This is a genomic window from Helicobacter sp. MIT 00-7814 (genome assembly GCF_003364115.1).
Taxonomy (GTDB): domain Bacteria; phylum Campylobacterota; class Campylobacteria; order Campylobacterales; family Helicobacteraceae; genus Helicobacter_F.
On record NZ_NXLL01000011.1, the window covers coordinates 28,578 to 42,901 of the forward strand.

A 14,324-nucleotide genomic window follows, 5' to 3' on the forward strand; every position below is an offset into this window, starting at 1 on the left:
TAAAGCGATTTAAACATTTGCTCTCTTGCGCTTTAAAGTGCATAAATAAAACGGCGCATTATAGCGAAATTTGCTATAATCACACGCTAATTAAGGCTAAGGTGGTGGAATTGTGAAAATTGTAAAAATTATGGGTGGGCTTGGGAATCAAATGTTTCAATATGCATTTGCGCGCGCACTGCAGGAAAAGTTTCAATGCGAAGTGCTGCTTGATACTAGCTTTTATACACCAGAAATTGAAGATGGTGAATTCCCGCGCCCATTTTTATTACAAAACTACAATATCACGCTTAAAACCGCCACGCCAAAAGATGTTAAATACTGCACGCTCAAAGGCTCGCTTGTCCCAAAACCATTGAGAAAATATTTTCGCGAATATATTAGAGAAAATGAAGATGGCGCGAGAATCTATGATGAAAATCTCTTGCGTCAAACAAAGAAAAACACTTTTTACGAAGGCTATTTTCAAAACGCAAAATATTTTGCGCCACTTTTAGGGGATTTGCGAAAGGAATTAACGCTTAAAAATGCGCTAGATTCTATAAATATGGGGATTTTAGCGCAAATCAAATCCTGCAACGCGGTGAGTGTGCATATTAGGCGCGGGGATTATATCGCGCTTGGCTGTGCTTTGTGTGATATGGATTACTACAAGCGCGCGATTGGCTACATAAATGAACGCGTGGAAAATCCTTGCTATTTTCTTTTTTCAGATGATAGCGCATGGCTTAGGGAAAATGCGAGAGAATTGGGCGGGGAACGCTTTTTTATCATGGATCACAACCCGCAAGAAAAGGCGCATTACGACTTAGAGCTTATGCGAGCCTGTAAGCATAATATTATAGCTAATTCTACTTTTTCATTATGGGGGGGGGCACTCAATGAGAATCCGCAAAAAATTATCATCGCCCCGAAAGGTTGGGGTGGCGGTTTTGATGTCAAAATAATATAAAAATTCTTGCTTTTTTAGATAGAATACACAAACAAAATAATTTCAAGTTTTCAACAAAAGGCATCAATTGAAAAAGATTCTCTTTGTCCTTGGCACGAGACCAGAGGTTATTAAGCTTGCTCCGTTGTTTTTGTATTTCAAGGCGCAAAAAGATGCCAAAAAAAGTGATATGGAAGTTTTTTTGTGCAACACAGAGCAGCAAAAACACTTAAGCCACCAAACACTGAAATTTTTCAACCTCAAAGCAGACTTCAATCTCAATGTGATGACAAAAAATCAGAGCTTGCCTTCGCTTAACGCAAAGCTTCTTACTAAGCTTGATGCGCTTTTAAGCGAGCATCAGATTGATGCTTTGATCGTGCAGGGAGATACGATGAGTGCGTATTGTGGCGCTTTATCGGCTTTTTATAAAAAGTTGCCGATTTTCCACATTGAGGCGGGTTTGCGCTCGCGTAACCTTTATGAGCCATTCCCTGAAGAGGCTATGCGCCTAATGATTAGCAAATTAGCAAATCTGCATTTTTGCCCCACAAAAGAGGATTCTCAGAATCTTATAAAAGAAAATATTGACAAAAACGCGATTTTTGTCACCAAAAATACCGGCATCGATGCAATGCATTGTATCGATAAAAATGAGCTAGCAAATTCTACAAAACGCTTGCAACGCTTAGGTTTAAAGCTCAAGCAAGATAAGATCGTGCTTGTAACAATCCACAGAAGGGAAAATCACAGCAATATAAAAGCTCTAGCAAAGTGCATACTAAATCTTGCAGATAAGCACACAGAGGCTACTTTCATACTGCCTTTGCACCCAAATCCAAATGTCAAAGAAGCGCTCTCACAAATTTTACAAAACAAGCAAAATATCATTTTATGCGAAGCGCTCAATTATATCGATCTAATCAATGTAATGAAGCACAGCACGCTAATTTTAAGCGATAGTGGAGGCATACAAGAAGAAGCACCGAGCTTTAAGGTTAAGGTGCTTGTTTTGCGCAACTTCACAGAAAGGATAGCTGGGCTAAAATCTAGCTTCAGCGAGCTTGTGGGGAATGATGAAGAGCTTATTTCTAAGCGCGCGGATTACTATTTGCAAAATCCCTTTCATACAAATAAGCAAAATCCCTATGGGGACGGCAAAGCAAGTGAAAGAATTTTTTTGGCTATTAAAGCATTTTTTGAAAGGAAGTAGCTCACAATGAAAACGCTGTATTTAGACAAAGAATTTGACAGAATCTTTGAGAAACTTTATAAAAAAGAGAATTTCAGTCTCTTGCGTTATGGCGATGGCGAGAGAGCGATTATGGTAGGGCAAAGCTATGGAAGCGGGGAAGGCTGGAAAGTGGAGGATAATCAAAACTTCACTAACGCACTTTTGCAAACCCTTGGGCTTAATGATCCTCGCGTTATTTACGCTATCTCTTGTCCGTGTTGCGATGAAGTAGCAACCTACTGGTATCAAACACATATAGAATCTAAAAACCTAAGCCTTGCAAATATTTTCGTTAATTTTAATCATAGACGCTTTAAGGAGCATTTTGAAAAACTAAGCGAAGATGCGGTGTTAATCGCAAATCACCGCGCAAAGGGCAAAAAAATAGGGAATCTTAATATTCTCAAGCATTATGAAATCAGCGATGATTGCAATGCGTTTTTTAAAGAGGATTTGCAAAATTTATTAAGTGAGATTAAAAAAGATTTTGGCGAAAGGGAAAATCTACTTTTTGTTATTTCCGCAGGACCATTGGCTGAAATCATCATTTATAATCTTTTTTTACATAATCCAAACAATCGCTACATTGATTTTGGCTCATCGATTGACTTTTACTTTAAGCAAGGAGAACTAGGGGGGGGGGCAGAAGCATTGCGTCCTTATACAATCCCGGGCAATATCTATGCAGAAAGGAATTGCATAATGCCAATCTATGAAAATGAACTTAATGTAAGTGTCGTGCTTAATCTCTACAAACGCCCACAAGCGCTAAAAGAGCAATTGAAAGCAATTCAGAATCAATCGCTAAAACCAAAAGAAATTTTGCTTTATCAAGATGGTGTGTTTGAAGGAATTGAGATTCCAAAAGAGATAGAGAAAGAATTTGATGTGATTGAGATTTCTAAGGAAAATAAAGGTGTGTGGGAGCGATTTAGATTCGCACAAAGAAGGGCGAGCTCGGAGCTTGTTTGCGTGTTTGATGATGATTGTATTCCAGGAAGCGACTTTCTAATGAACTGCTATAGGGAAATGCAAAAACAAGAAGGGCTGTATGGGACAATAGGCATAATCCTGCAGAAACCACAAAATTATCCATATAAGGACTTTTTAATTCTTGGTTGGCTCAATCCAAATAAACGACGAGCGGAAGTTGATTTTGTCGGGCATTCGTGGTTTTTTAAAAAGAAATGGCTTGAAACATTTTTTGCAAATACACAAAGTTTGCAAAAATACAAAGTTGCGGGGGAAGACATGGGCTTTTCGCTTGCTTTGCAAAAAATTGGGGTAAAAACCTTTGTCCCGCCACAAATTTACGACCAACCACAAATGTGGGGTTCGCATCCAAAATTTGGAGAAACCTATGGAAGCGCAGATGTAGCCCTACATAAAGATGAGGAAAATCTTAAGCGCTTTAATAATGCAATGAAAGAATGCCTCGATCTTGGTTTTCAAACACTTAAGAAAACAAACAAAAAAGCCTACTGGGAATCCACTCTGCTCTATCACAAGGCGCAGAAGAAAAAAGAGGGTGATATATATATATATATATATATATGGAAAGTTGCCAAAAGCTTCATAAAATCCAAACTCAAAGCACTCGAGCGAGGAATTCGGCTTAAATTAAAAGTCTATTTTGGGAGAAACAAAAAATAAAAAGGATAGCTCACAATGAAAACACTGTATTTAGACAAAGAATTTGACAGAATCTTTGAGAAACTTTATAAAAAAGAGAATTTTTCACTTATCCGTAGTGCTGATGGTGAGAGGGCAATTATAGTGGGTGATAGCGTAAGGGCGCAAGAAGGCTGGGAAGTCCAAGACAACAAAGACTTTGCTAACGCGCTTTTAGATTCACTCAATATCGTTGATGAAAGATTGATTTATGCCGTCTCTTGCCCGTGTTGCGATGAAGCAGCGACTTGCTGGTATCAAACACATATAAAATCAAAGAATCTAAGCTTTTCAAATATTTTTGTCAATATCAACCACAGGCGTTTTAAAGAATATTTTGAAAAACTAAGCGAAGATGCAGTGCTAATCGCAAACCACCGCGCAAAGGGCAAGAAAATAGGGAATCTCAATATTCTCAAACATTATGAAATCAGCGATGATTGCAATGCGTTTTTTAAAGAGGATTTGCAAAATTTACTAAGCGAGATTAAAAAAGATTTTGGCGAAAGGGAAAATCTGCTTTTTGTCGTGTCCTGCGGTCCTTTGTCGCCCATTGTAATTTCGCGGCTTTTTTTACATAATCCAAACAATCGCTACATTGACTTTGGCTCATCGATTGACTTTTATTTCAAATCCGGGCAGGCTGGAAACGCTGGAGCTGAGGCGTTGCGCCCTTATATGATACCGGGAAATGAATATGCGGAAAGAAACTGCGTAATGCCAATCTATGAAAATGAACTTAATGTAAGTGTCGTGCTTAATCTCTACAAACGCCCACAAGCACTAAAAGAGCAACTGCGAGCAATTCAGAATCAATCGCTAAAACCAAAAGAAATTTTGCTTTATCAAGATGGTGTGTTTGAAGGCATTGAGATTCCAAAAGAGATAGAGAAAGAATTTGATATTATTGAGATTTCTAAGGAAAATAAAGGTGTATGGGAGCGATTTAGATTCGCACAAAGGAGGGCAAGCTCGGAGCTTGTATGTGTGTTTGATGATGACACGATTCCGGGTAGGGATTTTTTGGCTAATTGTTTTTTACATATGCAAAAGCAGGAGGGGCTGTATGGGACGACTGGCGTGGTGTTGCAAAAGCCAGAAAATTACCCTTATAAAGACTTTTTTACACTCGGTTGGAGGAATCCAAACAAGTGGTGCGCGGAAGTTGATTTCGTGGGGCATTCGTGGTTTTTCAAAAAACAATGGCTTGAAACATTTTTTGCAAATACACAAAGCTTGCAAAAATACAAAGTCGCGGGAGAGGATATGGGCTTTTCGCTTGCTTTACAAAAAATTGGGGTGAAAACTTTTGTCCCAGCGCAACCTTATGGGAAATTTCACCTTTGGGGAGAGATACCAGAAAGCACGCAAAAAATTAGCACAAATGAAGTGGCGCTTTATGCGGATTTACAAAACCAAAAACGCTTCAATGACGCAATGAAAGAGTGCCTTGAACTTGGATTTAAGATTCTTAAAAATTCTAATAAAAATGCTTACAAAAATGCGCGCAAACTTTACACAAAGGCGCAATTCCGCAAAGAAGGTGCGGGATATATTTTCAAATCCATCGAAAGAGCTATCCGCCATAAAATAAAGCGATTTTTAGGAATCAAAAAATACCAAAAGTGACACAATAATGCCAAAATTTTCAATTATCCTTCCTGCCTTTAATGTACAAAACTACATTGCCAGAGCGCTAGAATCTTGCATAAATCAGAGCTTTGGGGATATTGAAATCATCATCGTAGATGATTGCGGACAAGATAAAAGCATGGAGATTGCCAAAGAATTTGCCAGCAGAGATTTACGGATTAAAATAATTCACAACGAAAAAAATCAAGGCACTTTTGCAAGTCGCAATAATGGCGCACTGCACGCTAGCGGGGAATATTTGCTCTTTTTAGATTCTGATGATTATTTGGATTTATCAGTGTGCGAGATTCTACACACCGCGCTTTTAGAATCTACACAAGAAATCGATATTTTAGGCTTTAATTTTTTTAAACAAGAAGGCGGGGAATTTTACAAAGATTCACTTTTTGAGCACAAATTTAGAGGCAAAATCGATGCTTTTTGTATCTATCTCTTTTCGCAAGGCAAAGGCTATTGGAATCTTTGCAATAAAATCTATAAAACTTCCACTTACAAAAATGCCTGCAACTCCCTTCCGACAATGCAAAAAATCACAATGGCTGAAGATGCTTTTATGTTTTTGCTTTTTTTATTCCATGCCAAAAATGCCGCGTATATCCCTGATGCACTTTATTTTTATTGTGAAAATTTAGATTCTATCACAAAGAGAAATGACGCGCAAAAGCTTGCAAAAAGTATTTGTGATCATCAATATGTCCTTAGCCAAATCGCCTCATTGCAAATAGCAGAGCCAAAGCACGCAATCTATGCACGCATAATCTCTTATGATTTGCAATGCTCGCTTTTAAACGACACGCGCAAGACAAAGGGATTTTTTTACTATCTTTACTCAAGTGTGCGAAAAAAATACTTGCGACTTTTGCGTAAAAAAGAACTTCAAAGGCTTAAAAATGACTGCAAATAAAAATCCCCTCATCTCTATCATCGTCCCTATTTACAATGTCGAGCCATACTTGCGCGAGTGCTTGGAAAGTCTGATAAACCAAAGCTACACAAACCTTGACATCGTGCTTGTAGATGATGGCAGTCTTGATTCTAGCCTTGATATCGCGCTAGAATACGCGCGCAAAGATGAGAGAATCTTCATCATCTCCACGCCAAATCTCGGACTTGGGAACGCGCGCAACATCGGCTTAGAATTTATCAAACACACGCCTTTGCGCACAATGATTGAAAATCCGCATAAGCAAGGCAAGCCTATTTATTCTTTCACCCAAACGCATGCTTTCACACCTGCTACAAAAATGCTCACACAAAGCGCGCTGCAAGAGCATTTCACAGCTATCACGCCAAATTTTATCCGAGCAAACATTAGCAATATTAACGACTTAATCATACAAGAACTGCCCTCGCGCATTATCCATTTTGTGGATTCTGATGATTATCTTTCACTTGATTGTATGGAATCTTGCGCGCGTGCGATGGAAGATTCTCACTTGGAAATTTGCGCGCACAATTTGATAGAATATTTTGAAGGAAACAAGACTTTCAAGCACCACCAGCGACTTGGGATTTTCAAAAAAGTGCGAAAAGATAGCTATGATTTTGGCGCGAAATTGCTTAGTCAAAATCATATTTATGATTTTTACTTTGCGTGGCAGGGGTGCTTCCGCTCTGAAATCCTCAATCGCTATAATCTGCGCTTCACAAATGGAATCTTCCATGAAGACCACGACTTTGGCACGCTGCTTTTTTGCCTCGCAAAAAAAGTCGGCTATATCGGCGTAGAAGGCTATATCTACCGCTCACGCCCAAACTCTGTAACCTCATCGCAAAAACAAACCGCCTTCCCGCCAAATCTCCCAACCGCCCTCCAACCGCTCAAACCTTATTTTGAAAATTACAAAGATTTACGCGATTATTTTAAAGCCTATTGCTACTGCATTGTAGCGCTAAAAATTTGGACTTTTTACATAGATTGTCTCGCGTTAGAAGATGCAAAATATTTAGAATCTACAGAATCTACGCAAGCAAAATCCATCCAAACAAGCGCGCAAGACTACAAACGCTTTTTTGAATTTACAATTTTAAATCACTTGCAAATTTTTAAAACCTCGCTCAAAATCGATCCTTTAGGGATTAAGCAGATTCTTAAAACTTTCAATCTTTCAAAATTCTACACTCTGCTGTGGTTTTTCAAAGATTTGCACCGCCAACCAAAAAAGCTAAAATTTATTGGGAATCTACGCTATTTGCTCTAAATTTTATAAAATACTACAAAAAAACAAAACCTTAGAGCTACACCCTAGAACAGCACAGGGAATGGCGCAATGAGAAATCAATTTAAAAGGATAAAGGATAAAAATGCAAAAGAAATGGGATAATATGAAAGCATTCAAAATACTTTATATTTTTTGGATTATACTTTGTATATTTGTTTGGATGCTCGCGCCTGTAATTGCGTATCATTCAGATAGATTTAAGGATTTTCTTGCGATGGTTGGGTATATGATTTTTCCGCTAATAGTATTAAATTTATGGTTATTTTTAATCATAGGCGGTAAAAAATATTTGATAAGGTTTTTTCTATTATTGTTATATTACCCATTAGCATTTATTTTATATCTCAATGTTTGATTAAAGAAAATCAAGAAAAATTTGAGTATTATAAAGCATTTCTAAAATGTTGCAAAATTTTGTAGGGATTAAGAGATGACATTTATAAGCCAATATCTTTTTAGCACCACAAATATTTTTGTTGTTTTCGTGCTGTGCTTATTTGTCTATGCGGGCTGTTCGTCTGTAGTCGTCAATATCAAAGATGTCGATAAAAGTAAAATCACAAAAAGCATAAGTATCGAGCCTTTCAACCCGCAAGAAACGCTCATCGGGCAAGTGTATGCTAAAGAGCTAGAGGAAAATAAAAATAAAAGTGGCGCGATGCTCATCACTGATGGCACGCAAGCGCTTTTGCACCGCACCGCGCTCACACGCATCGCGCAAAAAAGCATTTATTTGCAAAGCTACATTTATAAAGATGAGATTTCCTCAAAAGTCTTTATGTATGAGCTATGGAAGGCGGCAAATCGCGGTGTGAAGGTGAGAATGCTCATCGATGACAATGGGCTAGATTCTGATTTTTCGGATATTATCACGCTTGATTCTCACCCAAATATCGAGGTAAAAATTTTCAATCCTTACAAAAATCGCTCAAAAGTCCTGCGCTACCCAGAGATGATTTATGATTTTAATAGAATCAATCATCGCATGCACAATAAAATTTTTGTCGTTGATGAGCTCGCACTTATCATCGGTGGGCGCAATGTGGCGGATAATTATTTTGACAACAACGCAAAGACAAATTTCGCCGATACAGATGCGATTTTCCTAGGACAGGTGGCAAAAGAAGCGAGCGAAAATTTCTTGCTTTATTGGCAATATGAGCGCTCAATCCCAGCCTATCTTCTTCCTAGCAAGCGCACTATGAAAAACTATCAAAAAGACATTAGCAAGGCAGTTACAAAGCTTAAAACCTATTCTGATGAACATGCGAAATATGAGGAATTGTTGAGTGAATTTTTAACACGCTACAAAAATAAAGAATTTGCGCTTGCGTGGGGGAATGCGAAGTTTTTGGCAGATTCTCCGCTTAAGGTTGAAAATCCAAATATTGAGCGCCCGATTTCTAATGCGTTGCGCGAGATTTTTTTGCACACCACTGATGAGATTTATGTCGCAGCGGCGTATTTCGTGCCGGGCAAACATATGACAAAGGGTTTAGAAGAGCTTAAAAATCGCGGTATCCGCCTAAATGTGCTCACAAACTCGCTTGCCTCGACAGATTCTCTTGTGGTGTATGGCGCGTGGGAGCGCTACAGGGATCATTTAGCAAGGGCTGGTGTAGCGGTGTATGAGTATCAATATGAGGGCAAAAAGAAAAATGCTGGTTTGCGCTCAAAGCTCAATTCAAGTGCTGGCGCGTCTTTGCATAGCAAAAGCATTGTATTTGATGAGCGCATTACTTGGATAGGAAGTTTCAATCTTGATGAGCGCTCAAGAAGCCTTAATACAGAATCTGTCGTGGTGTTTGACAATGCAGAGTTTGCGCAAAAGACAAAGCGCGACATACAGGAGCAAATGGCGGATTCTTGGCGTGTGTGGAGCATTGATGGGAAAACTTATTGGAAAGGCTACAATAAAGATGGCGTGTTTGAAATCCACACAAGCGAGCCAAACGCAAACTTTTTGCTTAAAGCCGCGAGCTTTATTTCAAAGATTTTGCCTGAAGATCAAATCTAGCTAAAGTTTTTTGAAGTTAAAAGTTTATATAATTGCGCGCTTGCTTGCAAAGGTTTTTTGCTTAAAACTGCAAGTGCTTTTTAGAGAGGTGTCCGAGTGGTTGAAGGAGCACGCCTGGAACGCGTGTAAGGTGCAAGCCTTCGAGGGTTCGAATCCCTTCCTCTCTGCCAGAGTTTATCGCTACATTTTTAAAATTACACTATCTTACAAAATACCTTGCTTAGGATTCTTTAAGCAATCAAAAATAGGGAAATTTCAAAAACTACTTACATTCCAAAAATATCGCCCACGATGCCGCCGCGGTTGAGTGTGCCGTAATTTTGCATAAGGCTAAAGTTATTGCACGCCTCTTGCATCCCATAATCACACGCTAAGCCAAAAAGCTCCACAGCGCGTGCCTTGTCCTGTCGCACGCCTAGCCCGCCATCATAAAGCACGCCTAGATTGTTGCAACTCTGCATATGCGCGCTATCACACGCGATAGTGAAGTATTTTGCCGCGTAGTAGTAGCTTTGATTTGCGCCCTCACTCCCTGTCGCATACAAAAAGCCTAGATTCCCACACGCCACGATATCGCCCTGCTCGCACGCGACATAGTTCATCTCCACAATCCCCATTTTGTCCCTATTCATCCCAAAAACATTGTAAGTGTTTGTCATAAGTCCCAAATTGTAGCATCCCAAATCGCTTCCTAGCGCGCATGCGGTGCGATAGGCTTCTAGCGCTTTTGCATAATCTTTTTTCGTGCCCACGCCATTTGCATACGACCAGCCGAGATTCGTGCAAGCAAGGCTATCACCGCCAGCACAAGCCACGCCATAAAGCTCATGCGCTTGTGCTTTATCCTGCGCTACACCATTGCCATTATCATACGCAAGAGCGAGATTCGCACATGCCACTGCATCGCCACCAGCGCAAGCTTGTGTGTAAAATTTCACCGCTGTAGCTGGCTCAGGCACGCCATTACTCATACCATACATATAGATTAGCCCACTTCCAAAGCAACCCGCAGCATTCCCAGCTTGGCAAGATTGTGTGAAAAGATCGAGTGCTTTTGTGTATTCGCCCATTTTGGCAAAGGCAATGGCAGAGTTTAGCGCGGCATTGGAATTTTGGATGATGGATTCAAAATCATCAAAACTAGCATCTTGCTTTTGTAAATCCTGCGGGGTAATTTGTGGGGCTTGCGCGAGAAGAGAATCTGTGCTAGGCTTGTTAGATTCTGTTGGTGCGGGCGCGCTTGGCACTTGTGAGATTGTCGCATCTGCGGAATTTTCAGGCTCTGCATACAAGAATCCAACACAAACTAGCAATATTACAAAAATAGATTTCATCACATAATCTCCAAAACTTTTAAGAATCTAAAAAGCAAAAAAAATACCATTTTTGTCAAATCCTTTTGCCTCATGTGCGCGTAATGTAGCTATACGCCCACTCCGCATACCACGCCACAAACACAAAAGCATACAAAGTGTAGCGCACATTGAAATACTGATCCGAGCTTGCCAAAATATTTGAGCAAAGCAACACAAGCACTACGCCCAAACAAAGCATGACAATATTACTCATACTATAAAAATCTAGCTTTGGCTTATGACGCCAAAGTGTGAGGACAAGCATCACAAATCCCGCAATAAAGCAGAGCAAATCCAAATAACCATAAAAATTTGTCTTAAAATAAAATGGCTGCAATGCGCAGGCAAAAAGTGCCATCACAACGATATTTAGACTTGGCTTTAGCATTTCTAAAAGCGCACCGATGGTGGTTTTGGTATTTGGCACGATATGAAAAAGGCGCAAACTTAGTGGCAGAAAGATAAAAAACACATACACAAATCCACTTGTGAGAATCCGCGTTTTGTAATCCAAAATACTTTCCACCATACCGCGATGATCGATGCTTGATTCAATCAAAAGTAGGCTTGTGATGTCCTGTTTGTTGGGCGTTGGGGCATTTGAAGTAAGCACGATAATATACACAAAACCGATACAAAAACACACAATCAGCGCATGAAGAATAAACTCAAACTTCTTGCTTCCAAGCACTAAAAACACAATGCTTAAAAGCGCCCCACAAAAGAGAATAAAATTTGTCAGCCACACAAAAACCCCATGTTCGCGGATAAAGATAAAAAATATATAAGAAAAAGTCTCTAAAAATCGCGAGCCTAACAACGTGACGCTCACCCAGCAAAAAAGCGCGAAAAACAAGCACGAGTAAATCACGCTCACAATATTATCTGTAATTTTCACTTCTTAAGCCCCTACCTTTAATTTTTCTCTAATTTTTATCCAAATAATCATCGATTCCATCCGCGATGCCTTCAGCCAAAAGTTTTTGGTAGTCTTTGGTTGTGAGAAGCTTGCCTTCAGTATTGTGCGAGACATAGCCTATTTCTATGAGGACAGATGGCATAAGTGCGCCCGCAAGCACCCAAAATGGACCATCGCGCACGCCACCATCAACGACATTTTTATATTTGCGACGCACAGATTCCCTCATGCCTGCTTGTATGTCAATGGCAAGCTTGCTAGAGGCGATGAGGCGGTGATTGTTGATGGTGTTGAGAAAAGTTTGTTTTGAAAAATGATTCATCGTTGCGATATCGCCGATATTTTCGGCTTCTGCGACTTTGAGCGCTTTTTCACTGCGATTGGTGGAGAGGAAGTAGGTTTCAATCCCGCTAGGAGATTTCCTACCCACAGGGATAGAGTTCGCATGGATTGAGATAAACAAATCCACGCCCTTGTCATTGGCAAATTTCGTCCTATCGATAAGATCGATAAAAGTGTCATTATTGCGCGTCATATAGACAATGTAACCGCGCTTTTTAAGCTCTGCGTGAAGGAGCTTTGCCACTTCTAAGACGATAGTTTTTTCGCATATTTTGTTCGCGCCCATCGCACCGCAGTCCTTGCCACCATGTCCGGGATCTATGGCGATTTTTTTCTTTGTGTTATTTTGCGCGGCAGGGGGCGTTGGTTTTGGTGGCGGCGTGGGTTTAGATTCTTGCTTGGGCTTTTCGCTTTGGGTGGTTGGGGGATTTGGCTTTGCTGGCTTTGTCGCTTTAGAATCTGCTAATTCCTGCCTAATATAGAGATTTTGCTCTTGCTTTTGCAAAGTGTAGGTGTATTTTTCATTTGGCTTTATCACAAGGCGCAGGATTTCTTTTGTGTTCTGCGCGACATTGATAGTAGAGTTATTTTTAAAAATAAAGCTTCTTTTTGGCACAACTAAAATCGCTTCAATATCGATAAACACGCGCCCATCTTTGAGCTTGCTTTCTTTGAGCTTTAGATTCTGTGTATCTTGGTTAAAAACGATTTTAAGATTATTATCCCCAAAAGGGACGAGGGAAAGCACCTTGTAAGGCGTAATTTGCGTTATTAGCGTGTCTGCAAGCGTGAAACATTGCAAAAAGAGAAAAAGGGCTAAGCTTACGCGCAAAACCTTGCTAAGTTGCCCATTTTCCAAATTTTATTCCTTCAGCGCTTGTTATTCTTGCGTAAGCTCTGCGATGATTTCATGCACGCTTTGAATCTTGTCAATTTTATAACCATTTGCACCTGTAAAAAATAAGCCATTTTGCATATCGCCCAAATGCCCCGCTCCTAGAGAATCTGCAATGCAGTAGCCCACTTTTTTAGCCTCCACACCACGATTGCAAGGCGAGACGCAGTTGCTCACACAGCGCACTTTTGGCGCATTGCCTTCTTCTAGGCGCGCTAGCACGCCTGTTTTTACCGCGCGTGCAGGATAGCCCACAGGCGATTTAATAAGCGCAATGTCTTCTTTTTTCACCTTTAGCATAAGCTCCCTGTAGGCTGGCGCATCGCATTCAAATGAACCCAAAAAGCGCGTCCCCATCTGCACGCCACTAGCACCTAAACTCAGCATACGATTGATATCATCTCTATCCCAAATCCCGCCTGCTGCAATGATTGGAATTTCCCCCCACTGCTTTGCTTCCGCGACAATTTGAGGCAGAATAGATTCTAATTGAAATTCTGGCTTAAAGCAATCCTCATAAGTAAAGCCCTGATGCCCGCCGCTCAAAGGTCCTTCAACCACGACGGCATCGGGAATCCTACAATAACGCTCTTTCCAGCGTTTGCAAATAATACGCAATGCCTTTGCAGAAGAGACAATGGGCACAAGCGCGACTTCGGGGAATTTTTTGCTAAATTCTGGCATATTTGTTGGTAATCCTGCACCTGTGACGATGATATTTGCCCCCGCTTCGCACGCATCTCTCACCACACGCCCATATTCATTTATCGCATAGAGGATATTTACGCCTAGTGGGGCATTGCCACAAATTTTTCTCGCATTTTTAATAATCTCGCCTAATGCTTGTTTAGAATAAAAATTAATCGCCTCAAAAGGCTTTAGATTCACGATTCTTTCTACAAATTGCATTTTTTGATAATATCCCGTGCCAACGGCGCTCACAATCCCAAGCCCGCCTTCTTTTGAAACACTCCCAGCGAGTTTGTCCCAGCTTATCCCCACGCCCATTCCACCTTGAAAGATGGGGTATTTAATGGTGTGTTTGCCTATTTTTAGAGGTTTTAATTGCATCAGTATCCTTTTAT

The 14,324-nt window shown here is 40.2% G+C and carries 11 protein-coding genes and 1 tRNA gene; 8 read left to right on the plus strand and 4 right to left on the minus strand.

The window, feature by feature from the left end:
- The first annotated feature begins 112 nt into the window (after positions 1 to 112).
- The 8 genes from CQA49_RS04705 (at position 113) to CQA49_RS04745 (ending at position 9,898) form a co-directional block, all read left to right on the plus strand.
- On the plus strand, positions 113 to 952 hold the full coding sequence (locus CQA49_RS04705) for an alpha-1,2-fucosyltransferase (RefSeq protein WP_115574817.1): 840 nt from the start codon (positions 113 to 115) through the stop codon (positions 950 to 952).
- Between the two features lie 67 nt (positions 953 to 1,019).
- A complete protein-coding gene (gene wecB / locus CQA49_RS04710; RefSeq protein ID WP_115574818.1) occupies positions 1,020 to 2,144 on the plus strand; it encodes a non-hydrolyzing UDP-N-acetylglucosamine 2-epimerase in 1,125 nt (374 codons plus the stop codon).
- Positions 2,145 to 2,150: 6 nt separating this feature from the next.
- Positions 2,151 to 3,818, plus strand: coding sequence for a glycosyltransferase family 2 protein (locus CQA49_RS04715; protein ID WP_115574819.1), 1,668 nt, complete (start codon positions 2,151 to 2,153; stop codon positions 3,816 to 3,818).
- Between the two features lie 15 nt (positions 3,819 to 3,833).
- Positions 3,834 to 5,465 (plus strand): glycosyltransferase family 2 protein, encoded by a 1,632-nt coding sequence (locus CQA49_RS04720; RefSeq protein ID WP_115574820.1) that lies wholly within the window; start codon positions 3,834 to 3,836, stop codon positions 5,463 to 5,465.
- 7 nt (positions 5,466 to 5,472) lie between these two features.
- A complete protein-coding gene (locus tag CQA49_RS04725; protein WP_115574821.1) occupies positions 5,473 to 6,393 on the plus strand; it encodes a glycosyltransferase family 2 protein in 921 nt (306 codons plus the stop codon).
- Positions 6,380 to 7,690, plus strand: a complete 1,311-nt coding sequence (locus tag CQA49_RS04730) for a glycosyltransferase family 2 protein (protein ID WP_115574822.1) — start codon at positions 6,380 to 6,382, stop codon at positions 7,688 to 7,690. Before CQA49_RS04725 ends, CQA49_RS04730 begins: the two co-directional genes overlap by 14 nt.
- Positions 7,691 to 8,141: 451 nt before the next feature.
- Positions 8,142 to 9,728, plus strand: coding sequence for a phospholipase D family protein (locus CQA49_RS04740; protein ID WP_115574823.1), 1,587 nt, complete (start codon positions 8,142 to 8,144; stop codon positions 9,726 to 9,728).
- Positions 9,729 to 9,810: 82 nt separating this feature from the next.
- Positions 9,811 to 9,898, plus strand: a tRNA-Ser gene (locus tag CQA49_RS04745).
- A gap of 96 nt (positions 9,899 to 9,994) precedes the next feature.
- On the opposite strand, the gene CQA49_RS04750 is transcribed toward CQA49_RS04745, so the two are convergent.
- The 4 genes from CQA49_RS04750 to CQA49_RS04765 all read right to left on the minus strand — a co-directional run bounded on the left by CQA49_RS04750 (position 9,995) and on the right by CQA49_RS04765 (position 14,316).
- Positions 9,995 to 11,062, minus strand: coding sequence for a tetratricopeptide repeat protein (locus tag CQA49_RS04750; protein ID WP_115574824.1), 1,068 nt, complete (start codon positions 11,060 to 11,062; stop codon positions 9,995 to 9,997).
- 70 nt (positions 11,063 to 11,132) lie between these two features.
- Complete coding sequence (locus tag CQA49_RS04755) at positions 11,133 to 11,981, minus strand: hypothetical protein (protein ID WP_115574825.1); 849 nt, start codon at positions 11,979 to 11,981, stop codon at positions 11,133 to 11,135.
- Between the two features lie 28 nt (positions 11,982 to 12,009).
- Entirely contained in the window at positions 12,010 to 13,146 is a 1,137-nt protein-coding gene (locus CQA49_RS04760) for an N-acetylmuramoyl-L-alanine amidase (RefSeq protein WP_115574847.1), read from the minus strand.
- Positions 13,147 to 13,224: 78 nt separating this feature from the next.
- Positions 13,225 to 14,316, minus strand: coding sequence for a nitronate monooxygenase (locus CQA49_RS04765; RefSeq protein ID WP_181882608.1), 1,092 nt, complete (start codon positions 14,314 to 14,316; stop codon positions 13,225 to 13,227).
- Positions 14,317 to 14,324 lie beyond the last annotated feature (8 nt).